At 67.8% G+C, this 24628-nt stretch carries 28 protein-coding genes, 1 tRNA gene and 1 pseudogene; 13 read left to right on the top strand and 17 right to left on the bottom strand.

Annotation, left to right across the window (positions count from 1 at the left end; genetic code table 11):
* Positions 1–60 precede the first annotated feature (60 nt).
* Complete coding sequence (locus V8F63_RS08035; RefSeq protein ID WP_392354993.1) at positions 61–1125, top strand: acyltransferase; 1065 nt, start codon at positions 61–63, stop codon at positions 1123–1125.
* Positions 1126–1127: 2 nt separating this feature from the next.
* Here V8F63_RS08035 and V8F63_RS08030 read toward each other — a convergent pair whose 3' ends face one another.
* The 4 genes from V8F63_RS08030 to V8F63_RS08015 all read right to left on the bottom strand — a co-directional run bounded on the left by V8F63_RS08030 (position 1128) and on the right by V8F63_RS08015 (position 2781).
* Positions 1128–1511 carry a VOC family protein gene (locus tag V8F63_RS08030; RefSeq protein WP_392354992.1) on the bottom strand — a complete coding sequence of 128 codons (384 nt, stop codon included), beginning with the start codon at positions 1509–1511 and terminating at the stop codon, positions 1128–1130.
* Between the two features lie 82 nt (positions 1512–1593).
* Entirely contained in the window at positions 1594–1917 is a 324-nt protein-coding gene (gene fliE / locus V8F63_RS08025) for a flagellar hook-basal body complex protein FliE (protein WP_025978475.1), read from the bottom strand.
* Positions 1918–1928: 11 nt separating this feature from the next.
* The gene (gene flgC / locus V8F63_RS08020) at positions 1929–2363 is read right to left on the bottom strand and encodes a flagellar basal body rod protein FlgC (RefSeq protein ID WP_392354991.1); all 435 of its coding nucleotides are present in this window, start codon (positions 2361–2363) and stop codon (positions 1929–1931) included.
* Between the two features lie 13 nt (positions 2364–2376).
* Entirely contained in the window at positions 2377–2781 is a 405-nt protein-coding gene (locus V8F63_RS08015; RefSeq protein WP_025978477.1) for a flagellar basal body protein, read from the bottom strand.
* A 152-nt stretch (positions 2782–2933) separates the two neighbouring features.
* Between V8F63_RS08015 and V8F63_RS08010 the strand changes: the two genes are divergently transcribed.
* The 3 genes and pseudogenes from V8F63_RS08010 (at position 2934) to V8F63_RS08000 (ending at position 4424) form a co-directional block, all read left to right on the top strand.
* A complete protein-coding gene (locus V8F63_RS08010; RefSeq protein ID WP_024353562.1) occupies positions 2934–3212 on the top strand; it encodes a flagellar biosynthetic protein FliO in 279 nt (92 codons plus the stop codon).
* Positions 3213–3232: 20 nt separating this feature from the next.
* A pseudogene (gene fliP, locus V8F63_RS08005) lies at positions 3233–4023 on the top strand (flagellar type III secretion system pore protein FliP).
* Positions 4024–4145: 122 nt separating this feature from the next.
* Positions 4146–4424, top strand: coding sequence for an HU family DNA-binding protein (locus V8F63_RS08000; protein ID WP_003170475.1), 279 nt, complete (start codon positions 4146–4148; stop codon positions 4422–4424).
* Positions 4425–4495: 71 nt separating this feature from the next.
* Here the strand turns inward: V8F63_RS08000 and V8F63_RS07995 are convergent, their stop codons facing one another.
* Positions 4496–7324: a hypothetical protein gene (locus tag V8F63_RS07995; RefSeq protein WP_392354990.1), complete on the bottom strand. Its 2829-nt coding sequence runs from the start codon at positions 7322–7324 to the stop codon at positions 4496–4498.
* Between the two features lie 147 nt (positions 7325–7471).
* Here V8F63_RS07995 and V8F63_RS07990 point away from each other — a divergent pair, with 147 nt between their 5' ends.
* A complete protein-coding gene (locus V8F63_RS07990; RefSeq protein WP_392354989.1) occupies positions 7472–7924 on the top strand; it encodes a DUF983 domain-containing protein in 453 nt (150 codons plus the stop codon).
* A gap of 74 nt (positions 7925–7998) precedes the next feature.
* On the opposite strand, the gene V8F63_RS07985 is transcribed toward V8F63_RS07990, so the two are convergent.
* From V8F63_RS07985 to V8F63_RS07955, 7 genes are all read right to left on the bottom strand, one after another.
* The gene (locus tag V8F63_RS07985; protein ID WP_392354988.1) at positions 7999–8265 is read right to left on the bottom strand and encodes a hypothetical protein; all 267 of its coding nucleotides are present in this window, start codon (positions 8263–8265) and stop codon (positions 7999–8001) included.
* Positions 8262–8837 carry a TonB-dependent receptor gene (locus V8F63_RS07980; RefSeq protein WP_392354987.1) on the bottom strand — a complete coding sequence of 192 codons (576 nt, stop codon included), beginning with the start codon at positions 8835–8837 and terminating at the stop codon, positions 8262–8264. Before V8F63_RS07980 ends, V8F63_RS07985 begins: the two co-directional genes overlap by 4 nt.
* Before the next feature lie 58 nt (positions 8838–8895).
* On the bottom strand, positions 8896–9489 hold the full coding sequence (locus tag V8F63_RS07975; RefSeq protein ID WP_392354986.1) for a hypothetical protein: 594 nt from the start codon (positions 9487–9489) through the stop codon (positions 8896–8898).
* Positions 9408–9998 carry a TonB-dependent receptor plug domain-containing protein gene (locus V8F63_RS07970; protein ID WP_392354985.1) on the bottom strand — a complete coding sequence of 197 codons (591 nt, stop codon included), beginning with the start codon at positions 9996–9998 and terminating at the stop codon, positions 9408–9410. The genes V8F63_RS07975 and V8F63_RS07970 overlap by 82 nt, the downstream gene beginning before the upstream one ends.
* A 468-nt stretch (positions 9999–10466) precedes the next feature.
* A complete protein-coding gene (locus V8F63_RS07965; RefSeq protein WP_025978483.1) occupies positions 10467–10700 on the bottom strand; it encodes a hypothetical protein in 234 nt (77 codons plus the stop codon).
* Positions 10693–11223: a hypothetical protein gene (locus V8F63_RS07960; protein WP_392354984.1), complete on the bottom strand. Its 531-nt coding sequence runs from the start codon at positions 11221–11223 to the stop codon at positions 10693–10695. Before V8F63_RS07960 ends, V8F63_RS07965 begins: the two co-directional genes overlap by 8 nt.
* A gap of 78 nt (positions 11224–11301) precedes the next feature.
* Positions 11302–11871 carry a helix-turn-helix transcriptional regulator gene (locus tag V8F63_RS07955; protein WP_392354983.1) on the bottom strand — a complete coding sequence of 190 codons (570 nt, stop codon included), beginning with the start codon at positions 11869–11871 and terminating at the stop codon, positions 11302–11304.
* An 87-nt stretch (positions 11872–11958) separates the two neighbouring features.
* On the opposite strand from V8F63_RS07955, the gene V8F63_RS07950 reads away from it, so the two are divergent.
* Positions 11959–12747: an A24 family peptidase gene (locus V8F63_RS07950; protein WP_253119778.1), complete on the top strand. Its 789-nt coding sequence runs from the start codon at positions 11959–11961 to the stop codon at positions 12745–12747.
* On the opposite strand, the gene V8F63_RS07945 is transcribed toward V8F63_RS07950, so the two are convergent.
* Entirely contained in the window at positions 12744–13268 is a 525-nt protein-coding gene (locus V8F63_RS07945) for a hypothetical protein (protein WP_392354982.1), read from the bottom strand. The two genes, V8F63_RS07950 and V8F63_RS07945, sit on opposite strands and share 4 nt — an antisense overlap.
* A 648-nt stretch (positions 13269–13916) precedes the next feature.
* Between V8F63_RS07945 and V8F63_RS07940 the strand changes: the two genes are divergently transcribed.
* On the top strand, positions 13917–14477 hold the full coding sequence (locus V8F63_RS07940) for an OmpA family protein (RefSeq protein WP_134582421.1): 561 nt from the start codon (positions 13917–13919) through the stop codon (positions 14475–14477).
* A gap of 223 nt (positions 14478–14700) precedes the next feature.
* Here the strand turns inward: V8F63_RS07940 and cueR are convergent, their stop codons facing one another.
* Positions 14701–15105: a Cu(I)-responsive transcriptional regulator gene (gene cueR / locus V8F63_RS07935; RefSeq protein WP_253119780.1), complete on the bottom strand. Its 405-nt coding sequence runs from the start codon at positions 15103–15105 to the stop codon at positions 14701–14703.
* Positions 15102–17594: a heavy metal translocating P-type ATPase gene (locus V8F63_RS07930; protein WP_392354981.1), complete on the bottom strand. Its 2493-nt coding sequence runs from the start codon at positions 17592–17594 to the stop codon at positions 15102–15104. Before V8F63_RS07930 ends, cueR begins: the two co-directional genes overlap by 4 nt.
* A gap of 637 nt (positions 17595–18231) precedes the next feature.
* On the opposite strand from V8F63_RS07930, the gene V8F63_RS07925 reads away from it, so the two are divergent.
* Complete coding sequence (locus V8F63_RS07925) at positions 18232–19221, top strand: hypothetical protein (protein ID WP_392354980.1); 990 nt, start codon at positions 18232–18234, stop codon at positions 19219–19221.
* Here the strand turns inward: V8F63_RS07925 and V8F63_RS07920 are convergent.
* On the bottom strand, positions 19187–19702 hold the full coding sequence (locus tag V8F63_RS07920; protein ID WP_392354979.1) for a hypothetical protein: 516 nt from the start codon (positions 19700–19702) through the stop codon (positions 19187–19189). The two genes, V8F63_RS07925 and V8F63_RS07920, sit on opposite strands and share 35 nt — an antisense overlap.
* A gap of 384 nt (positions 19703–20086) precedes the next feature.
* On the opposite strand from V8F63_RS07920, the gene V8F63_RS07915 reads away from it, so the two are divergent.
* Complete coding sequence (locus V8F63_RS07915) at positions 20087–20425, top strand: hypothetical protein (RefSeq protein WP_392354978.1); 339 nt, start codon at positions 20087–20089, stop codon at positions 20423–20425.
* A gap of 4 nt (positions 20426–20429) precedes the next feature.
* On the top strand, positions 20430–21185 hold the full coding sequence (locus V8F63_RS07910; protein WP_392354977.1) for a hypothetical protein: 756 nt from the start codon (positions 20430–20432) through the stop codon (positions 21183–21185).
* Between the two features lie 274 nt (positions 21186–21459).
* Here V8F63_RS07910 and V8F63_RS07905 read toward each other — a convergent pair.
* A tRNA-Arg gene (locus V8F63_RS07905) sits at positions 21460–21536 on the bottom strand.
* A 284-nt stretch (positions 21537–21820) separates the two neighbouring features.
* Between V8F63_RS07905 and V8F63_RS07900 the strand changes: the two genes are divergently transcribed.
* The 3 genes from V8F63_RS07900 to V8F63_RS07890 all read left to right on the top strand — a co-directional run bounded on the left by V8F63_RS07900 (position 21821) and on the right by V8F63_RS07890 (position 24615).
* The gene (locus V8F63_RS07900) at positions 21821–22519 is read left to right on the top strand and encodes a hypothetical protein (RefSeq protein WP_392354976.1); all 699 of its coding nucleotides are present in this window, start codon (positions 21821–21823) and stop codon (positions 22517–22519) included.
* The gene (locus V8F63_RS07895; protein ID WP_392354975.1) at positions 22477–24246 is read left to right on the top strand and encodes a phosphonate-binding protein; all 1770 of its coding nucleotides are present in this window, start codon (positions 22477–22479) and stop codon (positions 24244–24246) included. Before V8F63_RS07900 ends, V8F63_RS07895 begins: the two co-directional genes overlap by 43 nt.
* Positions 24247–24339: 93 nt before the next feature.
* Positions 24340–24615, top strand: coding sequence for an RNA-binding S4 domain-containing protein (locus tag V8F63_RS07890; RefSeq protein WP_392354974.1), 276 nt, complete (start codon positions 24340–24342; stop codon positions 24613–24615).
* The last annotated feature ends 13 nt before the right edge of the window (positions 24616–24628 follow it).

Here is a 24628-nt window from a genome sequence, read left to right as displayed (position 1 = left end):
GTCCCGGAATGAGCCGCCGCCGATCGGGCGCGGGGGTGGCTGGATGCGCTGCGCTTCATCGTGGCCGCCCTGATCATCCTGCATCACTTCCAGATGTCGGCGCCCGTGCCGCTGGCCGAAGGGCTGCATCCCGTGTTCGAGCGGGGCGGCTTTCTGCTGACCAACTTCTTCCTGATCGACAGCGGATACGTGCTGATGCGGGTCTATGGCCGCGCCGTCGGGTCGGGGCGGATGTCCAAGACGGACTTCTTCCTGAAGCGGGCGCTAAGGGTGTTTCCGGCGCACCTGATTGTCCTGGGTCTGCTGGTGGCGCTGGTGCTGGTCGCCACGGCCGCAGGGATGCCGCCCAACCATCCCGAATGGTTCGCCTGGGACCAACTTCCCGCCCAGATCGCCCTGGTGCAGTCGTTCGGCGTGCCCGGCGGCATCGGTTGGAACGCGCCGACGTGGTCGATCTCGGCCCTGCTGGGCTGCTACGCCGCCTTTCCCTTCGTGCTGCGCGGCCTCAGCCGGATCGGACCGTGGACGGCGATGGCGCTGGTCATTGTCGGCTATCTGGCGGCCAATGAACTGAGTTGGGCGATCCTGAACTATCCCGTCTATCAGATGCCGCTGAACCTGGGCATCTGGCGCGCCCTGCCCCTGTTCATCCTCGGCATGGGTCTGGCCTGGTTCGCGCAAGGGGTATGGATCCACCCGCGCGTCGCCGGCTGGGCCGGCGTGCTGGCCTCCGTCGCCCTGGCGGGCGTGCAGTATTTCGACAAACACGCCCTGATCTCGCTGGTCTTCATCAGCCTCATCATCCTGGCGGCGGGGGCCGTTCCTGGACGCAGGCCCTCAAAACTGGTCGAGCAGGCTGCGATGGTGTCCTTCTCCATGTTCATCTCGAACGAAGTGGTGCGCATCGCCTGGTTCGGCCTGGCCGACGCCGTGGCCGGCAAGCTGGCGCTGGGCGAAGCCTGGCGCTGGGGGCTGTGGGGTCTGGGCGTGCTGGCCGCCTTCGTCTTCGCCTTTGGCCTGCACTATCTGATCGACCAGCCGATCCAGAACCGCATCCGCGCCTGGCTGAAGGCCCGCGGCCGCAGCGCCGCCGTCAGCCAGCCGGTGGTGTCGCTGGAAGGCTAGGCTCAGCCTGCGCCGGCGCCGCCGACCAGATGCAGCACATTGCCGTCCGGGTCCTTGAACCAAGCCAGGCGCAGGGACCCGCACACATGGATGTCGCCGTCGTGCTCCATGCCGTCATAGCGTTCAAACGCCACGCCCTTGGCCTTCAGGGCGGCGACGATGTCGTCCAGCTCGACCCCGACGTCCCAGGACACGGCGTTGGCCTGGTTCGTTCCGGCGAAGTCGGACTTATAGACGATGAGCCAGGTGCCGCCGGTGCGGTAGCCCAGCATCCCTTCCATTCCGCTATCAGCCAGGTTCAGCTCCAGCACGTCTGAATAGAAGGCGCGGGCGCGATCCAGATCCTTGACCGCCACGATGGCCGAGGAGTTCTTGTCCTTGAGCATGGGTCTTCCTTTCACTGTCGGGAAAGAAAGCGTGCGGGGCGCAGGTTTGATCCGCACTCGTCAGGAAATGGAGAAGCCGACGCTAGATCGGCATCCTCATGATCTCCTGATAGGCCGAGATGACCTGGTCGCGGACGGCCATCACTGTCTCCAGCGAGGCCTCGGCCGACGAGATGGCCGTGACGACGTCGATCAGATTGCCCTGGCCCTGAACCGACTGGGCCATCTGGGCTTCGGCGACGCGGGTGGCCTGCGTCGTCTGCGTCATGACGTTCTGCAACAGGTCGGCGAAGCCGCCGGCCGCGTTCGGACCGGCGCTCGCGGCGGCGTTGGCCGAGGTCGTGACGCTGACGCCGCCTCCGCCCTGAACGGCGGCGTAGGCGCGGGCGGCCATGATGGGGTTCATGCCTTAGCCCCTTACTTCTTGATGATGTCGAGGGTGCGCAGATCCATGTTCCGCGCCGTCTCGATGACGTTCAGATTGGCCTCATAGGCGCGCTGCGCCTCGCGCATGTCCATCGCCTCGATCAAAGTGTCGACGTTGGGCCGCATGACATAGCCTTCCGCGTTCGCCGCCGGGTGCGAGGGGTCGTAATCCATGCGGAAGTCGCTCTGATCCGGCCGCACCTCGGCCAGGGCGACGCCGGTCGCGCCGTCCACGTCGCGGCTCTGAAACACCGGCATCTGGCGGCGATACGGCTGGCCGCCTGCGACAGTGGCCGTGGACTGTGCGTTGGCGATGTTCTCGGCGATGATCCGCATCCGCGACTGCTGCGCCTTCAGCGCGCTGGAGGCGACCGCCATGGCGGTGTTGCGGGGACTTACCGGGCGGTTGTTGATCGGGTCAGGCATGTTTCATTTCCCCTCAGGCGGCCGGCTTCTTGGCCGCCAGGCGGATCATCTGCATGGACTTCTGGTAGAAGCCGATGGCGGCGTCATAGGCCATGCGGCTCTCGGCCATCTTGAGCATCTGCTCTTCGACCACGACCGAGTTGCCGTCCAGGGTGGTCTCGGAATCCGGCGACGCCATCCCTTCGAACTGCGGCGCCCGCGCCGGCGGGGACACATGCTGGGCGTTGGTGGCGACCATCCGAAGCCCTGCGTTCTTGCGCACCGCGGCGGCGAAGTCGGCTGGGGTCTTCAGGTCGCGCGCGACATAGCCGGCGGTGTCGGAGTTGGCGACGTTCTCGGCGATCACCCGCTGACGGTCGTCCAGCCAGGCCAGACGGCCCTTGATCTGATTCAGCAGCGGCAGGTCGGTGACGGACATGCGATCCCTCGGACGAACGGATCGGCAGATTTTGCCGCCTGCATGGTTAATATCCCGTATCCCTAAACGCGCCGTTAACCACGTCCGTTGAAACATGGCCCGAAGCGTGGCGGCCGAACGCCGGATCGTCGCGCGTCTGGGGCTGCATCCGCATGAACTTCCTTGATCTGTTCCGGGCGATCTTCGGCCTGGCCATCACCCTGGGCATCATCGGCCTGGCCGCCTGGGCGGCGCGTCGTTATGCGCCGGAGATCCTGGCCCGCTTTCAGGGCCAGCAGGGACAGGTGCGGCGGATGAAGGTCGTCGAGACCCTGGTGCTGGACCCGTCGCGCCGTCTGGTCCTGATCCGCGTCGATGACGAAGAACGGCTGATCCTGCTGGGCGAGGGCCGCGAACTGATCGAGCCGCGCCAACCGGGAGGCGTGAAGTGAAACGCCCGGCAGTTTTCGCCATGCCGACTCGCGCCGAACTGAAGCGCGCGGCGCTGTTGTCGCTGATCACCACCGCCCTGTGCCTGATCTGGCCGCTGGGCGCCCTGGCGCAGGAGGCGGCGCAGAGCGGATCGGCCATCAACATCGACTTGGGGACGGGCGCCGGCCTGACGCAGCGCGTGGTGCAGCTGGTCGGGCTGATGACGGTGCTGTCGCTGGCGCCGTCCATCGTCATCATGACCACCAGCTTCGTGCGGATCGTCGTGGTGCTGTCGCTTCTGCGCACGGCGCTGGGGATGCAGCAGTCGCCGCCGAACGCCGTCCTGGTGTCCCTGGCCCTGTTCCTGAGCGCCATCGTCATGGCTCCGACCTGGCAGGACGCCTATGATTCGGGGTCCGTCCGCTGATGGATCAGCAGATGGAACTGCCTCAGGCCTTCGATGCGGCGTCCGAACCGGTAAAAACCTTTATGCTGGCTCAGGTGAAGCCGGACGACCTGGCCCTGTTCACTCGACTGTCGGGCGTCACGGCTACCGCGAATATGCAGGACCTGCCCCTGAGAGTGGTCACCCCGGCCTTCATGATCAGCGAGCTGAAGACCGCCTTCACCATCGGATTTCTTCTTTTTGTTCCGTTCCTTGTGATCGATCTGGTGGTCGCCAGCGTGCTGATGTCGATGGGCATGATGATGCTGCCGCCGGTGGTGGTCAGCCTGCCCTTCAAACTGATCTTCTTCGTGCTGGTGGACGGGTGGAGACTGGTCGCGGGCAGCCTCGTCGAGAGCTTCCAGAGAGCCTCCGGCGCAGGATAAATCCCCAGCCTGCAAGGCCTTCTGGGCGATGCGGGCTTGCCAAGTTCACAAAAACCGTCGTTGATCCCCCGGTCCTCGCCCGGCGCTTCCTTCCGGGCGACCACCATTGGGAAAATACCCTCATGACCACTCAAGCTGAACTGATCGCCGCTGTCGCCAAAGACGCGGGCGTGTCGCAAGCTGACGCCGGCAAGGTTCTGACCGCCATTGTCGAGAACATCCACAAGGCTCTGAAGTCGGGCGACGACGTCCGTATCTCCAACCTGGGCGTGTTCGACACGGCTGAGCGCGCCGAGCGCGAAGGCCGCAACCCGGCCACGGGCGCGACGATCAAGATCCCGGCCTCGAAGGCCGTGCGCTTCCGCGTGTCCAAGCCGCTGAAGGACGCCGTCAACGGCTAAGCCTTTACGGCGCGTTCGTCCTGCTCGTCAGGATTGATGCAAAAAACCCCTCTCCCGCCGGGAGGGGTTTTTTATTGGCCCGCGCCCGTCTTCGCCCGGAACTCGGCCTTGGTCTGGGCGATCCAGCCGGCATAGGCGTCAGCCCCGGCGCTGAGGGCGGCGAAATCCTGCGGCCGGCCCGAGTCGCCGCCGTTCAGCCCCGCCAGCGCTACCCGAATCGCGCCCGGCGAGCGCGCGCCCTCGGCGAAGGCGGCGTAGTTCTTGGACAAACGGGAGAGCGCCCCCGCGTCCCGCGCCAGCGAATATCCCGCGCCCGCACGGATCAGGCGCGTCTCCTCGACCTCGCTGAGCGGCGCGGCGGTCTCCTTCCATCGGTCGCCCAGGCGCTGCTCATAGAGGGCGGCGGCCGACCCCCACTGCTGCTGCTTCCACAGGATGTCGGCGCGCACGTCGCGCGCAGCGGGCGACGCGTCCTTGCCCAGCACCTCCAGCGCGTGGTCATAGCGCCCCAGTTCCATCAGGGCGCGGGCCTCCAGGGCGCGGCGCTCGATGTTCATGGCGGTCGGCAGCAGGGTCGTGCGCGACGACCACAGGGCCTGCAGCGCCTCTTCCGGCTGGCGGTTCATCAGATAGACGGCGGCCAGATTGGTCGAGACCTGAGCCTTGGCCACCCCGTCGAGCCGGTTCTCGGCCTGATACTTCAGCAGCTCCGCCGCCTGATCCAGCAGGTCGACGTCGATCAGGCGCCGCGCCAGCCGCCGCACCATCTCGTCGCCGTCAGCGCCGACGGGCGTCAGTTCTCGGAAGTCGAAGAACAGGGCCAGCGCCTGCACCGGCTGCAGACCGTCCGCGGCGCCTTCGAGGAACAAGGCGCGGAAGGCGTTGTCGAGATCGGCCTGAAGCCGGTCGCCGCCCGGCAGGGTGACGATCTTCGGCCCCGCCGTCTTCAGCGTGGTCAGGGCCTCGCGATAGCGCCCCTGGGAGAGATAAAGCTCGCCCAGGGTGCGGATCACCGCCAGTTCGGTCGCATCCCCGCGCCAGCGCCATTTCAGCGCCTCCAGCTGGGCGGCGGCGGCGTCGGCCTTCAGCGTCCCCTTGGCCATCTCCAGCTTGATGACGCCCAGGCGCGCGGGCGTGGCGACGCCGTCCAGCGGGGCGCGCGCCACCGCCTTGTAGACCGCCAGAGCCCGGTCGGGCTTCTCATCCAGTTCGAACAGGCGCGCCTGCACCAGGCGGGCGGTCAGTTGATCGGGGGCCGAGACGTTCGGCTGGCTGAAGACATAGGCCAGCAGTTCGCGCGCGGCGTCGGCGTCGCCGGTCTCGACCGCCGCCATCGCATGGGCGGCGCCGAAGCGCGCGCGCCATTCGGGAGCGAAGCCGTCGACCACCCCTGCGCCCGCGGCGAACAGCCGCCGCGCATTGGCCCAGTCGCCCTGCTGGGCCGCGATATAGCCCTGCCACACCTTGGTCGAGGGATCGCCCGCCAGGGCGCCGGACGAGAAGTCGGCCTCCGCTTCGTTAAACCGGCCGATGGAGGCGCGGGCGGCGCCGCGCAGGCCGCGCACCTCGGCCACGCCCTGCATGGCGGGCGTCTGTTTGATCAGGGCGTTCAGCACCCCGACCGCCTCGAACCCCAGGCCATGCCCGACCAGGAAGCGGGCGTAGGCCAGCCGCGCCTCAATGGGCGCGCGCGGGTCTTCGGCGGCGCGGCCGCTTTCGCGTTCGGCCGCGTCCTGCAGGGCGCGATGGCGGGCGATGAAGCCGCCTTCGCCCGCATCGGCGGACCAGTCGGCCAAGATCAGCGCCGGACGAGACGCCGCGCGCGGCGCGTCGGCGCCTTCAGCCGCCCGTTCCAGCCCGGCGGTCGGCGAGGACAGCGTCAGGCCGCGCGGCCTCGTCACCGTCACCAGATCGCCGTCGGCGGTGACGCTCAGATCGTCGGTCGGGGTCTCGACCGCCAGGCCGTGGGCGGTCGGCAGGAAGCCGGCGTCCACCGTGCGCCGTCCGGTCTTCAGCCCCTTGCCGGGGGCCAGGGCGGTGACGGCGGCGAAGCGATCGCCGATCATCGGGTCGGTCAGCCAGACGGTGCGGGTCGCCCCGGCCATGCGCGCGGTCAGCGACGCCTTGACCGCGTCGTCGCGCTCGATGTCCACGCCGCTGGGGGCGGGGGCGGTCCCGCCGATGGTCACGACCCAGGTCGAGCCCTCGGCGCGCGCGGCCACGGCCTGACCCGGCTCGACCGGAATGCGCACGGCGGTGAAGTCAGGCCCGGCGGCCCAGCGGGCGCCGTTCAGGCCCTCGCCCTTCATCTGCATGCGGGCGGCGTGGTCGAACACGGCCCAAACCGCCTCGCCGCGCCGGAAGACGGCGGCGCCGACCGGCCCGTTCCAGGCGAAACGCATCACCGTCTGCTGGCCCTTGACCTCAGCCGCCACCGGCACCGCCCCGCCGATCGGCACCGGCGAGCGGCGCAGACCGTCGCCGTCCTTGGCCGGCGCATAGAGGTTCAGCCAGACGGCGCCGTCGGCGGACCCGCTGGTCGCGCCCGCCCCTTCGGCGAGGGTCAGGACCAGTTCGGTCGCGCCCTGGGCGGCGCGGGTCTCGATCTTCTCCAGCCCCTTGGGCGGATCGACGCGCAGGCGGCTGACGTCGGGAGCGGCGGTCGTGCCGATGCGGACCACGACGGTGCGGCCGTCCTGACGCACCCGTGCGCGCGCCCCGACGACCCCGGCGAACTCGATCCTGGTGAAGCCCGCATTGGCGCCGATGCGTATCTCGACCGGGGCGCCCGCCTGGGCCAGCGACGGCGCCGGAGCCAGAGGCGCGAAGACGACGACGCCCGCCGCGGCGGCCGCCACGGTCGTCTGCAGAACGCGCTTCTTGGCGGGGGCCCCGGTCATATCGCGCGCATGCTCGCGCGAAGGGCTTTAATCGTCGTTAACGGGGCCTGACGCGAGGGCCTGTCGCGCATAGGACAAAACACCCGCTTGCTTCCCTGTGACGAACGGCCGACATCATGGACATCGTTCGCCGCAGGAACAGCTTTAGTGTCCGATCCCGTCTATCCTCCGATCAGCCCCGTGAAGACCGGCATTCGCGCCCGCTGCCCCCGCTGCGGCCAGGGCCCCGTGTTCAAAGGCTATCTGAGCCTGCGCGAGTCTTGCCCCGAGTGCGGGCTGGACTACAAGTTCGCCGATCCGGCGGACGGCCCGGCCTTCTTCGTGATGTGCGCCGTCGGCGTCGTCGGCATGATCGCCTTCATGATCTTCGAGTTCACCGTTCATCCGCCGGTCTGGGTCCACTTCCTGGTGACCTTCCCGGTGCTGGCGGCCATGTGCCTGTCGGTGCTGCGCCCCTTCAAGGGCTGGATGGTGTCCGAGCAGTATTTCCACAAGGCTGAGGAGGCGACCTTCGTCAGCGTCGGCAAACATGGCGAAGGCTATGGCTGGCGCGGCCAGGCCGAGCGCGCGGCCAAGGCTGCGGCCCGCGACAAGGACTGATCCGACCGAGATTAAAAGAGGACGCCAGCATCGCCGGCGTCCTTTTTCATGGCCTCAACGCATGACCCGCAGGGTCACGCCCACCGTGCGGGGCGCGCCCAGGAAGGCGCCCAGGGTGCCGGCCTGAAACGGGCGCCGAAGGCCACCTGGCGATAGTCCTGATCGAACAGATTTCGGCCCCACAGCTCGACGCTCCACGCATCGTCCCGCGCCAGGGCGACGCGGCCGTCCACCAGCCAGAAGCCCGGCTGGCTCTTGGCCGGATCGAGGTCCGAGCCGGTGTTGTATTCCGACGAATATTTGGCCGCCAACGTCACCCGTCCGGTCAAGCCGGCCGTCACCGGCCGCTCATAGGTTCCGGCCAGAGATCCGCTCCACAGGGGGCGAAGTTCATCCGCTTGCCCGCCAGCAGCGGCAGGCCCGGAACGGCGTCGTCGCCATACTCCGTCTGAGCGTAGGTCAGGCCGCCCTGCAGCGACAGGCCCTCGAACGGCAGGAACATGAAGTCCGCCTCGACGCCCTTGGCCCGCACCTGCGGGATGGAGCGGACCAGGAAGGTCGTGCCCAGGAAGGTGTTCAGCTGGAAGTCGTCATAGGTCTGGCGGAAGGCGGCGGCCGAGACCAGCAGGCGTCGGTCCAGCATCACGCTCTTGATGCCCGCCTCGAAGGCGTCGGCGCTCTCGGCCGGGAAGGCGCGCGAGGCGTCAGGAACCAGGTTGGTCTGTCCGCGGTCCAGGTTGAAGCCGCCGTTCTTGCGCCCTCGCGACCAGGAGGCGTAGAGGCGCGTCCCCTCGGCCGCCTTGACCTCGGCGCGGGCCAGGCCGGTCCAGGCCTCGTCCTTGACCGTCTCCGACTGGTTCAGACCGTTGAACGCCGGGTTCGACCACGGCAGGCACAAGGTGGCGTTGCTCACGCCATTGGCCAGCGCCGCCGCGCAGGCCGCCCGCCGTCGGTGTTGTGATAGGCGGCCGTCATCTCCTTGGTTTCATGGGTGCGGCGCAGGCCCCGGTCAGGGTCAGGCGGTCGGTCACGGCGTAGGAGGCCTGGGCGAACAGAGCCGCGCTCTGCGTCGTCTGCCAGTAGCGATCCATCTGGCCTTCGCCCTCGACGAAGCTCTGGCCGACAGCCAGGCCGGTCAGGGTCGAGACATGGTTGGGATCGCCCAGCGGGTTCGACGCCGAGCGCGACAGCAGGCGGCTGACGTAGCCCTCGTAATCGGCGCCGTAGAACAGGCTGTCGCGACGGGTCAGCTTCTCATCGGCGAAGAAGGCGCCCGCCGACCAGTCCAGCTTTCCGCGCTGGCCCGACAGGCGGAACTCCTGCGTCAGGGTGCGGAAGCGGTTCGACCAGCTGCCGTCGTCCGGGCGATAGGCCAGATCGGCCGAGGTGAAGTCCCAGTCCTGACTGATGACGCCGCGCCAGTCGCGCACCGCCGAGGTGCTCTCCAGCGTCGCCCAGCCCAGATCGGCGTTCAGGTGCAGCGCTAGCCCCTTGTCGCGGATGCGGGTGTTGGTGTCGCGGTTCGAATAAGCCACGCGATCCCACGGCTTCGGCGTCGCCGCCACGCCGCCGTCGGGCGCGAAGGTCGCCAGCAGGGCGCCGTCGCGCCTGTCACCAGCTGAACGCCCACGCAGCAGCGCTCGTCCCGCTCGGTCCAGTCGGCGGTCAGGCGGGCGGTCAGGTCCGGCGTGGCGCGCCACAGCAGCTGACCGCGCACGGTGTCATAGTGTTCGGTCTGATCGTCGGTCGAGGTGCGCGGGCCATCACCCGTCTTCACGTCATAGAGGCCGTCGCGGCGACGCGCGGCGGCATACAGCCGCCCGGCCAGAACCTCGTCCACGATCGGGCCGGTCAGGGAGACGGAGCCGCCGTGCGTTCCATAGTCGCCGAAGGTCGCCTCGCCCGCCATGCGCGCGTCGAACGCGGGGGCGGCGGTGACGACGTTGATGACGCCCGCCGAGGTGTTCTTGCCGAACAGGGTCGCCTGCGGGCCTTTGAGCACCTCGATGCGCTCCACCTCGCCCAGATCGCCAAGGGCTGCGCCGTTGCGCGGGCGGTAAACGCCGTCGATCATGACGCCGACCGAGGCTCTCCACGCCCGGATTGTCGCCTACCGTGCCGACGCCGCGGATGCGGGCGGTGGTGAAGGTCTGGTTCGAGGTCGAGGCCACGATCAGGCCCGGCGCCAGGATCTGCAGATCCTTGATGTCGCGCACGCCGACGCCGTCCAGCAGGGGCTGGGCGGCCACCGTCAGCGACAACGGCGTCGCCGCCAGCGGCGCTCGCGGCGCTCGGCCGTCACCACGATCTCGGACACCTGGGTCGGGCCGGTGTCGATAGGCGCTTCGGCCATAACAGGCGCGGCGAAAGCAAGCACGGACAGAGAGGCGGACGCGAGAGACGCGGCGCGAACAGCGAAATTCATGGGAGGAAAAACCGCTTTGCGGAGCGACGGCGCAAGGCTTCGTCGCGGACTGTCAACGGCTGTAACAGTCCGGTCGGCGGGACGAAACCCTAGCCGACCATCATCAAATGATGACTTTTAGGCGCGCCCCGCCAGCGGTCCCGAGGCGCGCGGAGCGAAGCTGTGCTCCACCCGGCTACGATGGGCGTCGACGTCGTTACGAACCCCGCCGCCGATGCGGCACAGCTGCTCCAGCCCGCGCCCGCCGCCGCTTTCGTGTGATGTGATCAGGTCCAGAAGGCGCTCCGCCTCGGCCAGGGTCTCAGGCCGCTGCTCCAGCAGCCAGACCTCAAGCGCCCCCAGTTCAGCCATCAGCCCCCGCACGAACGGAGGCCTCAAGCCGTTTGTCATTCCATTGACGAAGCAGCGCGCGGGCCGCCTCCATCGTCCACTGTTGAGCCATGTCGCCCCCAAAGGCGAAGCGTCGGGCGGCTTCGATTTCCCAGACGCCGAAGAAAAATGTCAGTGACGTCAGGAACCAGAGGACCCAGATCAGCGTCATCGCGGCCCAGGCCAGACTGGTCGAGGTCAAGAACGGCGCGACGTAGACCAAGGTCGACACCAGGTGCAGCGCAGCGGCCATCACGATCCACCACCGCCCCGCCCGCTCGGCGATCAACCACAGGGCGAGGAAGGCCGTCGTATCGATGATGACCACGCCGAACTCAAACCCCTGCGGGCTCGCGTCATCGACCGCGTAGGACAGGGTCAGAGCCATCAGGACGACGCCGGCGGCCGCACGGTCCAAGGTCCGTCCCCGCCAGAGCAGCAGGAAAAGGCCCGCCAGACTGAACGCCAGCAATGCGAACTGCAGTGCGAGCTGCACAGGGGTCATCGACGTCTCCGCTCGGCCCGATCAGTCGTCAGGCGCTTAAATCCCTTTGATCATGCGCATCTCCGCCCATCATAAGCGTCAGCGCAGGCCATGGATCATCTCCAGGACGGGAGGAATTAAACTGATCGCAGCGGCTGCGAGCAGAATCCACGCCAGCGCCCCGCCCAGGATCAACAGCAGAACAGAGCCGCCGACCGTGCGTGGCCGACGCCAGCGCCCCAGGCGTACATAGCTCCCATAGAAGGGAACCGGCCAGGGTGTCTTCCCGTCCTCGACACGTTCGGAACCTGCAAGGACGCCATGTTCTGAGCCCAGAAACGGCTCGGACGACAGGGGCGGCGATTGCCGTGAGTAGGAATTACTCAGCAGGCGGGCCGCCTGCTGGCGGTCGGAAACGCCCAGCTTCTCATAGGCGCGATGCAGGTGGTTCTGAACGGTGCGGGGCGACAGGTTCAGTTGCTGGGCGATCTCCTTGTCGCCCAGACGTTCCGCTACGAGCAGAAGAATTTCCCGTTCGCGCGGCGTCAATTTGTCGATCGCCGAAACTATGGTCACAAAACCCGAATATCCATTTGAAAGGTCGCGCGTCCAGTCTTCAGCGACGCCCGTGACGGATAGGTCGTTAGGTGTCGCCGCGATGCGACACAACCTTTGCGTTTCAGCATTTCCATTGCATGTCGTCGGAGGATCGCCGCACTAGGAGCCGAGACTGGATAAGAAGACAGAGGGAAGCGCATGCTGGCGACGTTGATGGGCGGCCTGGGACTGATCGTGGGCAGCTTTCTGGGCCTGGTCAGCCTGCGTCTGCCCAAGGGCCAGGATGTCGTCGTGCAGCGCTCCCGTTGCGGGTCATGCGAGCGCCCCCTGAAGCCCTGGCGGCTGATCCCGGTCGTCAGTTGGGCGATGACGCGCGGGAAGTGCAGCGACTGCGGCGCGGCCATTCCTGTGCGCTATCCCTTGATCGAGCTGGCCGCCGCCGCCATCGGCGTCTGGGCGGCGCTGCGCTTCGACGATCCCGCCTGGGCGTTGGCGGGGGCGGTGCTGGGCTGGCAGCTGCTGCTGATCGCCATCATCGACGCCGAGCATTTCTGGCTGCCGGACGCCCTGACCCTGCCGCTGTTTCTCAGCGGCCTGTTCGCGGCCGTGGCGCTGGACCCCGCCAATGTGCAGAGCGGCCTGCAATGGTCGCTGGTCGGCCCGTTGAAGACGCCCTTGATCGGGGCGGCGGCGGGCTTCGGCGGCCTATGGCTGCTGGCCTTTATCTATAAGCGCCTGCGCGGTCGCGACGGGCTGGGCGGGGGCGATCCTTTCCTGTTGGGCGCGATCGGCGCCTGGGTCGGCTGGATGGGCCTGCCCAGCGTGCTGCTGTGGGCGTCCCTGAGCGGCCTGAGCGTCGTCGCGGCCAAGGTCGTCCTGCGCCGCCCCGTCGCCGGGACCGACCGCCTGCCGTTCGGCGTCTTTCTGGCCATCGGCGCCTGGCTGACCTGGCTTTATGGCCCTCTCGGGCTCGGCGTGACCGGCTAGAGGGACAGCAGGTCGGACCAGCGCCAGCGCCCGCCGCTGCCCAGCGCCACGCGCGGCGCGCCCGGCTGGTCGCTGAGCGTCAGCAGTACATAGCCGTTCACGGTCTCGGCCTTACAGGCGCGCGGCGAGAAACCGACCGTGACGGCGATGGCCTGTCGCACCCCGGCCAGCCCCTTGCCCGCCTCGCCGGGGCTTTGCAGCCAGTCGCCGTTCCACATCAGTATCGCCCGGCCCGAGGCGCCGGAGGTGCGATAGGCCTGTCCGATCGCGGCGTTGATGCGCGCATCATTGCGCAGGGCGTTCTGGATGCGCTTGACCATGTCGCACCCCTGCCCTGAACCGCCCCCTGCGCCTGAACCGGAGCCGCCGCCCGAGCCGCCCGACCCGGAGCCCGCCCCGCCGCCTCCGCCCGTCCCCTGCCCCGCGGTCAAGGCGCCGCTGAGCGCGCCGTCTCCCAACAGCACGAAGGACACGCTGGGTTCCGGCGCCGAGATCGGCAGCGGCTCGACCTGCGGCGCCACAGGCGTCGGACGAGGGGGCGAGGCGTCGGCGGCGTCGGGGCAGCGGCCCGCGCCTTCTGGGGCGTTTTCGCCGGAACCGGAACGGGCGTCGCAACCGCGGGGGCGGCAGGCGCCGGTTCAGGCTGAGGCGCGGGCGCGGCCTCGGCGCCTCCCGCCGGCGCATCGCCCGGCGCCGGCTCTGAAGGCGCGGGCGGGGGCGGCTCGACCAGGATCACCTCGACCGGCGGCGGCGGCGGCGGCGCGACGACGGGCTTGACCGGAGCCGTCATCATCATCGCCAGGATCAGGCCATGCGCCGCGATGCTGGCCGCAACCGGCAGGACCCCGGACCGTTTACGCCTCGACGCCCGCCTCACTACCTGACGCCTGTTCCGCTGCAGGTTCCGCGAACGCCCGATGGTGACATTTGCAACAAGGCTCCTCGCCGTTCAGATCGCGAGAAACTGATCACCTGAGAACGTCAGGAAAAAGGCGTCAGGCGAGGAAGGGAGAATAACAAGAACGTCGGTTCTTTATATTTTTTTACAGTCAAGCTGAACCTTTTCACTTCTTCGCGCGTCTTTGCTCCGCCGTTTTGCAACCGACATCGGTGCGGCGCGTAACATCCCCGGAGTTGGGCCGGGCACGAAGGAGACTTGATTTGATCAATTGGCATCTAGGACCGCTGTTATCGGCGCCGTCGCCGTTCTCGGCATCGCCGTCAGCGGCTGCGCCAGCCATCGGTTCGTCCGCGACAACGTCCAGGTCGTGAACGAGCGCGTAGACGGCGTCGACGCTCATCTGACGCAGGTCGAAGGCACGGCGGGCGAAGCCCTTGCCCGCGCCAACGCCGCGCACAAACTGGCCCAAGGCAAATTCCTGTACGAAGTCGTTCTGTCGGACGACTCGGTGAAATTCCCGGTCAACCACACCGAACTGTCGCCGGAAGCCGAACAGCGCCTGGCCGAACTGGTCCAGCGCCTGCGCGCCGAGAACGCCAACGTGTACCTGGAGATCCAGGGCCACACCGACTCGACCGGCACCGACCAGATCAACGAGCGTCTGGGCCAGGAACGCGCCGAAGCGGTGCGTCGCTTCCTGAGCGATCAAGGCATCGCCCTGAACCGCATGGCGACCATCTCCTACGGCGCCGCCAAGCCGGTCGCCCCTAACAACACCCGTGAAGGCCGCGCCCAGAACCGCCGCGTCGCCATCATGGTTCTGGCCTAATAGCCGAGAGCGAAATCGGTTGAGTTGGACGCATGTCCAACTCAACTCAGATATTCGCTCCAGATAGTTCTGGACCCTTAATTCTAGGTGCAGTCGATTCCGGCTGAACCGCAAAGGGTCTAGCCATTCGCTCCGGCCTCCTGCCCCGGCTGGAACGAGAAACGGCGGCGTCCCGCGAGGGGCGCCGCCGTTGTCATTCTGACGTTCAGCTTCAGTCCGCGCGCTATTGCTGACCGGCGGATCCGCCCGCCAGATCCGACAGGATGGGACAGTCCGGACGTTCGTCCCCGACGCAGCATTGGGCCAGATGGCGCAGGGTGTCGGCCATCTCGCGCATTTCACGGATGCGGGCGTCCAGATCCTCCAGATGTTTCTGCGCCATCGCCTTGACCTCGCGGCTGGGCCGGGCCTCGTCGCGCCACAGGGACAGCAGGCGGCTGATCTCCTCGATTGAAAAGCCCAGCCCCCGCGCCCGGCGGATGAAGCGCAGGTCGTTCAGGTCGCGCTCTGAAAAGTCGCGGTAATTCCCCTCGGTGCGGTCAGCAGGGCGGATCAGCCCTTGCGCCTCATAATAGCGGATCATCTTGGCCGAGACGCCGGTCGCCTCAGCGGCCTTGCCGATGTTCATCGCGCGGCTCCCTTCGCGCTGCCGATATGGGGTCTGAAGGCGCGCAGGCGCAGGGCGTTCAGCTCCACGCTGACGCTGGACAGGGCCATGGCCCCCGCCGCCAGCATGGGCGACAGCATCAGGCCGAAGACCGGATACAGCACCCCCGCCGCCACCGGTATCAGCAGCACGTTGTAGCCGAAGGCCCAGGCCAGGTTCTGGCGGATGTTGTTCATCGTCGCCCGCGACAGGCCGATAGCGCTGACCGCGCCGCGCAGGTCGCCGCCGGTCAGCACCACGTCCGCGCTCTCGATCGCCACGTCCGAGCCGCCGCCGACCGCCAGGCCGACATCCGCCGCCGCCAGAGCCGGGGCGTCGTTCACCCCGTCGCCGACGAAGGCGACCCTGCGCCCGCCCTTTTTAAGCGCCTCAATCACCGCCACCTTGCCGTCCGGCATGACCTCGGCGTGGACTTCGTCAATGCCCAGACGACGCGCCACGGCGGCGGCGGTGCGGCGGTTGTCGCCGCTGATGACCGCCACCTTCAGCCCCAGCTCATGCAGGGCGGCGATAGCCTCGGCCGTCGTCGCCTTGACCGGGTCGGCCACGGCGATGATGGCGGCCAGTCGACCGTCCACGGCGGCGTAGAGCGGCGTCTTGCCCTCGTCGCCCAGACGGGCCGCCGCCTCGGCGAACAGGGCAACGTCGCAGCCCAGCTCGGCCATGTAGCGGTCGGCGCCGACGGCGACGCGCGCGCCCTCGACCAGACCCGTCACCCCCTTGCCGGGGATGGAGGCGAAGTCCAGCGGCCGGGCCACCGTCGCGCCGCGCGCCTCGGCCGCAGCGACCAGGGCGCGGGCCACCGGGTGCTCCGACAGGCTTTCCAGCGCCGCCACCTGGGCCAGCACCGTCGCCTCGTCAAAGCCCTCGGCCGTGACCAGATCGGTCAGCGTCGGCTTGCCCTCGCTCAGGGTGCCGGTCTTGTCGAAGGCGACGACGTCCACGCCCTGTAGGGCCTGAAGCGCCTCGCCCTTGCGGAACAGCACGCCCAGCTCGGCCGCTCGGCCCACGCCCACCATGATGGAGGTCGGCGTCGCCAGACCCATGGCGCACGGACAGGCGATGATCAGCACGGCCACCGCGCTGACCAGCGCCATGCCCAGCGACGGCGACGGCCCGAACAGGAACCACGCTCCGAAGGTCAGGGCGGCGATGGCCATGACGGCGGGCACGAACCAGCCCGTCACCTTGTCCACCAGCGCCTGAATGGGCAGCTTGGCGCCCTGCGCCGCCTCGACCATGCGGACGATCTGGGCCAGCACAGTCTGGGCGCCGACCTGACGCGCCTCGAAACGGAAGGCGCCCGTGGTGTTCAGCGTGCCGCCCGTGACGTCGGCGCCGGCGGTCTTCTCGACCGGGATCGGCTCGCCCGTCAGCATGGATTCATCGACGAAGGAGGCCCCGTCCGTGACCACGCCGTCGACCGGAACCCGCTCGCCGGGGCGAACCACGACCACGTCGCCAACCTTGACCGCATCGACGGCCACGTCCTGCTCAACGCCGTCGCGCACCACACGCGCGGTCTTGGCCTGAAGCGACATCAGCCGGCGGATCGCCTGGCCCGTGCGGCCCTTGGCCCGCGCCTCGATCCAGCGCCCGACCAGGATCAGGGTGACGATCACCGCCGCCGCTTCGAAATAGATGTTGGCCGTGCCCGCAGGCAGCCACTGCGGGGCAAACGTAGCCACCGTCGAGAAGGTCCACGCCGCCGTCGCGCCCAGCACGACGAGGGAGTTCATGTCCGGCGCCCAGCGCAGCAGGGCGGGCACGCCCTTGCGATAGAAGATGATCCCCGGAACGAACAGCACGAAGGTCGCCAGCACGAAGCTGATGACCTTCCAGTTGAAGGCGCCGATCGTCTCGCCGATCCAGTGGTGCATCCCCGGCACGAAGTGCGAGCCCATCTCCAGCACGAACAGCGGCAGGGTCGCCGCGCCCGCGATCAGCACCGCCCGGCCCAGCTTCCTGATCTCGGCGTCGCGGGCGGCCTGTTCGCGGTCGCCGGCGTCCGGCCCGGCGTCCTCGGGCGTGTCCAGCACATAGCCGGCCTGTTCCACGGCGGCGGCCAGATCCTGAAACGTCGTCGTCCCCGACAGGAAGCGCACGGTCGCCCGCTCGGTCGCCAGATTGACGCTGGCCGACAGCACCCCCGGCACGGCGGCCACCGCCTTTTCCACGCGGCCGACACAGGACGCGCAGGTCATGCCCCGCACAGGATAGACGACCTCCTCCTGCATCGGCTCATAGCCTGCGCTCTTGATGGCGGCGGCCACGGCGGCGGCGGAGCCGTCAGGCGACAGCGACACCTGCGCCCGCTCGGCGGCCAGATTGACCTGCGCGTGCGTGACGCCCGGCACGGCGCGGATGGCCTTTTCGACCCGGCCCACGCAGCTGGCGCAGGTCATGCCCAGCACGGGTACATCCAGTGTTCTGAAGCCTTCGGCGGCCATGGCGTCGTCCTCGCAAACCTTTGACGACGACACTGCTAAACCTTCCCATCAAGGGAAGGTCAACACCCCTCGACCACCACGGCCCAAAGCCCCGCCAAAAGCAAGACGCACAGGTGAGGATTGAGGTTCACAGGCTAGCGCAGACCAAGGCCCTGCCGACACCACGCGCCTGCGCCCCATGACCCACGGAATAAGGGAATATCCGGACCACTTAAGAGCGGCTCACCCCAACGCGATAGCCGCTGAGACTGAGAAAACCGACCACTTAGCGTGACCACCTAAGAGCTGCTCAAAATGAGCGGAAACCACCTAAGGCCTGCTCGATCAAATTTCGAGCCAGCAAGACCTATGCAGATCGGCCGTTTCCGCTTGCCTAATCATGTACCGGCAGGTGCCGCAAAGACAGTGCCGCCACAGTTCGCCATCCATTTCGTGCTAGGTGAGAGCAACGGAGAACCTGGCAGGCCGCATGACACGCGAAGAACTTTACGAGCAGGTCTGGTCTCAACCAATGAGGACCCTGGCGGCTTCTATGGGGATATCCGACGTCGCCTTGGCCAAACGGTGCAAAGCCGCGAACGTCCCAGTTCCGCCACGGGGTTGGTGGGCTAGAAAGGAAGCTGGCAAGGCGGCAAAGGTGGAGCCGCTCCCTCCGCTACCGTTCGCACTGACGAATTACTTTCCGGCCTATGAGGACGTCCCCAACGGTCGAGACGTCGATCAATCGGATGGAGAGAAAGTTGCCGCGCTTCCGGAGCGACCAGTCTTCCGGGATCTCGCGCAGGTCCAGGCCGACATCCGCGCCGCCGTCAAACCCGTCAAGGTGCCCGCCACGCTGACGACGCCGCACCCCATCGTCACCCGGCTTCTCAAGCAGGACGCAGATCGAAAACCTGCCTCCAGCTCCACCTATTCCTTCTCTACCTACGAAGGCCCCAAATTTTCTACGCCCGTGCAACAGCGTCGGTTGCGAGTCCTGTCTTGCATCCTGACGGAACTGGCGCGTCTCGGCTGCAAGGCCAGCGGCAGCACCCATGCCGGGGAGCGCTTCAGCGTAAGTGTTGGCGGGTTCTGGGCCTACATATTTCTCCATGTCGAGGTTGAACCGGCCGCGTATTCTTACAGGAGCCAGCGCAGTTCCAAGCGCGCCGCCTCCGAGAGGCTGCGGTTCGACATCGTCGATCACGACGATCGTACACCTGCGAAGAAAACCTGGCGGGAAGACAAGGTCCCGCTCGACCAACAGATCACGGAGATAGTCCAGGGCTTGCTTCTTCAGGTCGAGGATGACACCCGAGAATGGGCGCTACTACGGCACAAATGGCGTTGCGAAGATCACGAACGTAATGTCCGAGAGGCTAAGCTAGCGGCGGAGAAGGCCGAAGCTGATCGCATTGCGAGAGAAGCAGCTGCAGCCGCCGCACGGATTGAAGCACTCATCAGCGGGGCCGACGCGCTGGAGCGAGCCGCTCGGATCAGACGATATGTCGCTGCCGTTCGCGCATCATACTCAGGAGATCAGGAGGCGCCGAGTGAACTGCATAGCTGGGCCTCGTGGGCTCTCGCCGAAGCCGATCGGATCGACCCTGTCGTTAATCGGCGTTTTGTTGAGGATCTGAGCTTGTAGGACGCTGGTGTGACGGCGGGCCGCTCAATGGTCGGATAGTCGCGAGAGCACCGAGTTCCGCCTTGCTATCGCCGTGAAGGCCGAGGGTGGCGCCTCGCAGAAGCCGTGCGGTGCCCTTGATCCGGTGGGTTCCGAACACGCCGACGGTCGATCCCAGCTCGGCATGATGAGGATACAGCAACAGCAGATCCGTACAGTCGTAGAGCTGGCCATAGGCGATCATCTGATAGATGTCGCTCTGGCTCACGCCTCGCTTGGGATCGTCCATCTGGCGTGCGACGCGCTTCCACTTGGTGTCGATGATCAATTCGACCACGCCTCTGCGCTTCACCAGGATGTCGGCGAGGCCGCCCACATCTTCGGAGCGAGGCCCGGCTCGGCGCGGTTCGACCCGGCGATGCCGGATACCGGTCGCGGAGATATCACTAATGCCATCTGGCTTTGCCGGAACTGCCACAAGATGATCGACGCGGATCCGCAACAGTTCGCCTCGGGCCTACTCTTCGAATGGAAGCGGGGCCACGAAGCGCGGATGGGTGAGGTGCTTGGAAAGGCCGGCGCTCTGGCGCGAGAGCGCTTTCGAGGGCGGGTCCTCGAGCCGTTCGCAAAGGCCAGCTACCTCGCCCAGCAAATCATTCTCGATCGGCCGGACTACTGGGAGTACAAGCTGACGGCAGAGCTCCTGCGTACGCTTGCCGAGCCCGAGGCTCGTTCGCTGGCGGCATCTGGATCGGGGCCTCTATACCCGCCCTTCGCAAATCATCCCGGAAGACGCTTTCATCCAGTGGCACTCGGCCCATTTCGCAGAGATGGGCCGCTTCTCAACCGCGCTTGAGGGCCTGCTTAATGAGGTGCTTGCGGATGCTTGGGGGAGCCCGGGGTCGCGGGTTCCGATCTGAAAATTCTGCGTGCCTGTGAGCTTTTCACCGACCTTTGCGAGCAACTCGTCCTTTGGGAAGAGAAGGTTCGCTTTGCTGTGGTTCCCACGGCGTTCGAGGAGGTTCGGGAGTTGATGGTCGGGATCGGCGGACGTTTTCTCACTCAGCTTGAGCGGGTGCCGATCATGCTGAGCGATCTGTTTTCGGGCGAGCCCAAGACCGGCGTTCATAGCCTCAGTCTCGAACTCGACCTTCCGCCAGGCTGGGTCGAACGCCATGCGGCCGCGCTGAAACGCGCCGAACGCGCCTTGAAAGGGAATTGGTGATCCGATGCGGATGACGGATGAGGAAATCCGCGTTGCGGCGCTCGAGAAGCTGACCGAAGAGCGCATCCACGGGACGGCCGTGACCGAGACGACGCCGCAGGAGATAGATGCGACGGTTCTGGCCTTTGCCGAAACCCTGGGCGGCGCCCCGCCGGCCTTCGTGCCGGTAATCGAGGACCCACTCGGTCGCTACGGGTGGTGTAACGAGGGTGTCCGCCTGAAGGTGGAAGCGGCAGGCGGGGCACCGGTCTACGGATGGGCGATCTGGGAATGGGCACCCATAATGCTGACAGCGGAGTTCCACGGAGTGTGGCGAAGCCCGTCGGGTGAGTTGGTGGACATAACCCCCAAGCCTCGTCGCGAGACGCGGATCGTGTTCGTCGCCGACGCTGATTATGCGGCCGACTTCGATTTCGACGAGCGCCCTGGTAACCGGCGGAGGAACATCTATGGCCCGGCTGTGCGGGCGAGCCGGCTCGCCGCCCTGACGGCGAGGCTGACGGAGCCCCAGCGTCTCTATGAGACGGCGCGGGCGGAGAAGGCCGGGCTGTCGCTGGACGGCTGGCTGTCACGGAAGACGGCCCCGGACGCCGTGTCCGATGCCGTCGACGCGCTCATCGCCGCAGTCGATGCGTTCGAGGCCTATTACGACTCCCTTGGCGCGAGCGGCTATGTCACGGTCGATCACACCCTGACCACGCTGGCGCGCAAACGTTTTGCGGCTCAGACGAGGATGAAGGCGCTGCTGAAAGGTATCTGAGAGCCTCTTCACCGGTGCGGCAGGCCATTCCGGAACGCCAATTTATGGCTAGAGATGTGCCGCTAGCGATCCGACTAATCCGAATAGATCCAAGGGCCGGTTTCGAACGAGGCGTCTATATCAGCTCTTGGCGCATAGCTGCCGCGGTGCGCAGCGCAACTGGCCGCGCACTGGAACTCGAAACGGCACGTCGCCGCCCCGTCATTGCGACGGAATCGCAAGTTGAGCCACTCTTAACTGGTTTTGAGGCAGTTCTAAGTGGTCTCGACAGGAATGGCGACCCCGGGAGGACTCCAACCTCCGACCTCGGCTTTAGGAAAGCCTTGCTCTATGCAGCTGAGCTACGGGGCCACGCGCGTCTGCCTAAAGGAGGTTGAGGCGTCAGGGAAGCCCCTGCGAAAACGGATCGCTCGGCGACGATCGCGCCACGGTTGGTCGTTGTGGTTAATGCGCGTTAAGCTACTATCCCTAGTAGGGAACAAAGCCTGAATCGGTGAACGTCGCCGATTCGGTCATGATTCGTTTCGCCCGTGTTCCAGGGCGCGGTAAGGTTCCGCTTACCATTCCTCGCCCCCGCTTTCTTCCTGTCGGCCCCGCTTGTGCAAGCGGGCGGGGTTCGCCACCTTGGGCGGGTCATGAGCGATCGGTCCGCAGGCATGGCTCCATCGCGCGTCACGGCGATCCTGGGCCCCACGAACACTGGCAAGACCCACCTGGCGGTGGAGCGGATGCTGGGCCATGGCTCGGGCATGATCGGCCTGCCGCTGCGGCTGCTGGCGCGCGAGATCTATGAGCGGATCGTCAAGCGGCGCGGGGCGGCCTGCGTCGCCCTGATCACTGGCGAGGAGAAGATCGTCCCGCCGCGCCCCGCCTTCTTCGTCTGTACGGTCGAGGCCATGCCGCTGGAGCGGTCGGTCGACTTCCTGGCGGTGGACGAGATCCAGCTGGTCGCCGACCCCGAGCGGGGCCACGTCTTCACGCAAAGGCTGCTGCACGCGCGCGGGCGGTTCGAGACCATGTTCCTGGGCGCCGGGACGATGGCGCCGCTGATGCGGTCGCTGGTTCCGGATGCGGAGATCGTGACCCGCGAGCGTCTGTCGACGCTGTCTTACGCCGGGTCGAAGAAGCTGACCCGCCTGCCCCGCCGCAGCGCCGTCGTCGCCTTTTCGACCGAGCAGGTCTACGCCATCGCCGAGCTGCTGCGCCGACAGAGGGGCGGGGCGGCCGTAGTCATGGGCTCGCTTTCCCCCGCACCCGCAACGCCCAGGTCGAGCTGTTCCAGTCGGGCGAGGTGGACTTCCTGGTCGCCACCGACGCCATCGGCATGGGGCTGAACATGGACGTGGACCATGTGGCCTTTGCGGGCCTGCGGAAGTTCGACGGGCGGCGCACGCGCTGGCTGCACGCCGCCGAGATCGGCCAGATCGCCGGGCGGGCCGGGCGGCACCTGCGCGACGGGACCTTCGGCGTCACGGGCGAGGCCGAAGAGCTGGACGAGGATCTGGTCGAACAGGTGGTCGAGCATCGCTTCGATCCGGTCGAGGCGGCCGAATGGCGCAGCGGGCGGCTGGACTTCGACACCCTGCCCGACCTGCTGCGCTCGCTGACGGTGACGCCGGACCGTCATGGACTGCGGTTGACGGCCCAGGCGTTGGACGAAACCCTGCTGCGGCGCTTTGCGGTCGATGAGGACGTCAGGAAGATCGCCCGCTCGCGCGGCGCCCTGATGCGGCTGTGGGAGGCATGCCAGCTGCCGGACTTCCAGAAGACGACGCTGGACGAGCATGCCCGCCTGTCGAAGGAGATCTTCACCGCCCTGACCAGCCGACGCGGGCGGCTGACCGAGGACTGGGTGGCGCCGCGTTTCAACGACCTGGACCGCGACGACGGCCAGATCGACCAGCTTTCGGCGCGGCTGTCGGGGGTGCGGACGCTGAGCTACATCGCCAACCGGCCCGACTGGATGGCGGGCGCGCAGGAGTGGCGCGACAAGACCAAGGCGCTGGAGGAGCGGCTCAGCGACGTGCTGCACGAGCGGCTGACGGCGCGCTTCGTCGACCGGCGCACGGCGGCCCTGATGCGAGCGCTGCATGTGCGCTCGGACGTGCTGGCGGGCGTGGCCGACGACGGCGAGGTGACGGTCGAGGGCGAGGTGGTCGGCCATCTGGACGGGGTGCGCTTCACCGTCGACGCGGGCGGCTCGGCCCTGGCCGACCGGGCGCTGCGACAGGCCGCGACGCGCGCCGTCGGGCCCGAGGTGGCGCGGCGGCTGGGACGACTGGCGGCGGACGAGGACGCGGCCTTCGGCGTCACGCCCGACGGCGGAGTTCTGTGGACCGGGGCCCTGACCGGCCGCATCGTCAACGAAGACCCCTTCTCGCCACGCGTGCGGCTGCTGGGCGAGCTGGGGCCGGCGCCGGCGCGCGAGCGGGCCGAGCGGCGCATGGAGGCCTGGCTGGCGGGCGAGGCCGGACGCGCGCTGAAGCCGCTGAAACGGCTGCGCCATGCGATCGAGAGCGGCGCCCTGACCGGCCTGCCGCGCGGCCTGGCCTTCCGCCTGATCGAGGCGGGCGGCCTGATCCCCCGACGCGAGGTCGAGCGCGACCTGGCGGCGCTGAGCCAGCATGAGCGGCGCACGCTGAAGACCTTCGCCATCCGCGTCGGCGCCCATTCGGTCTGGCTGCCGGGCGTGACGAAGCCGCGCGGCGCGGCGCTGGCCCAGGCCTTTCTGCCCCGCGAGGCGGCCAACGGCCTGGCAGGCGAGGGCCTGCTGCCCCTGCCGGAGCCGGCGCCCTCGGCGCGCGCTCTGTCCGCCTTCGGCCGACGCGCGGTCGACCGCTGGACAGCGCCGGTCGAGGCGCTGGAAGCTCTCGCTGACGCGGCGCGGGCGGCGGGCAAGGAGCCGCTGTCAGCAGAAGCGCTGGATGCGCTCGGCTGGACGGCGGATCAGGCCAAGGCGATCCAGGCCGCCCTGCGTACGCCGCGCGCCGAGCGGGCGCCGCGCCCCGGCACGCCCACGCCGCCGCCCAAGGATCGCCCTTCGCCGCCCTCGCCCAGCTGAGCCAGCCGGCGCGCCCGGCCCCTCAGCCACGCCCAAGACGGCGCGCAGACCCCGGCGACGCCCTCGCAGAGCGGCGGCCGGCAAGACCGCCGAATGAGCGTGGAGAGCTGTCGCATCGACCTCTGGCTGTGGCGGGCGCGCTTCGCCAAGACCCGCAGCTTGGCCGCCTCTATGGTCGAGAAGGGCGCGATCCGCCTCACGCACAACGGCGTCCAGGCGCGCCTCGACAAGCCGAGCCGCAGCGTTCACCCCGGCGACGAGGTGCTGTTCGCCCAGGGCGGGCGGCTGGTCGCCGTGCGCGTGGTGCAGACGGGCGAAAGGCGCGGCCCGCCAGAGGAAGCGCGCGCCCTGTATGAGGCGCTGGACTAACCCCTCTCCTCCC

The sequence above is a fragment of the Brevundimonas sp. LF-1 genome, assembly GCF_037055305.1.
GTDB lineage: Bacteria > Pseudomonadota > Alphaproteobacteria > Caulobacterales > Caulobacteraceae > Brevundimonas > Brevundimonas sanguinis.
Note: the sequence above shows the minus strand (reverse complement) of the source record. Positions and strands in the feature narration are given on the sequence as shown.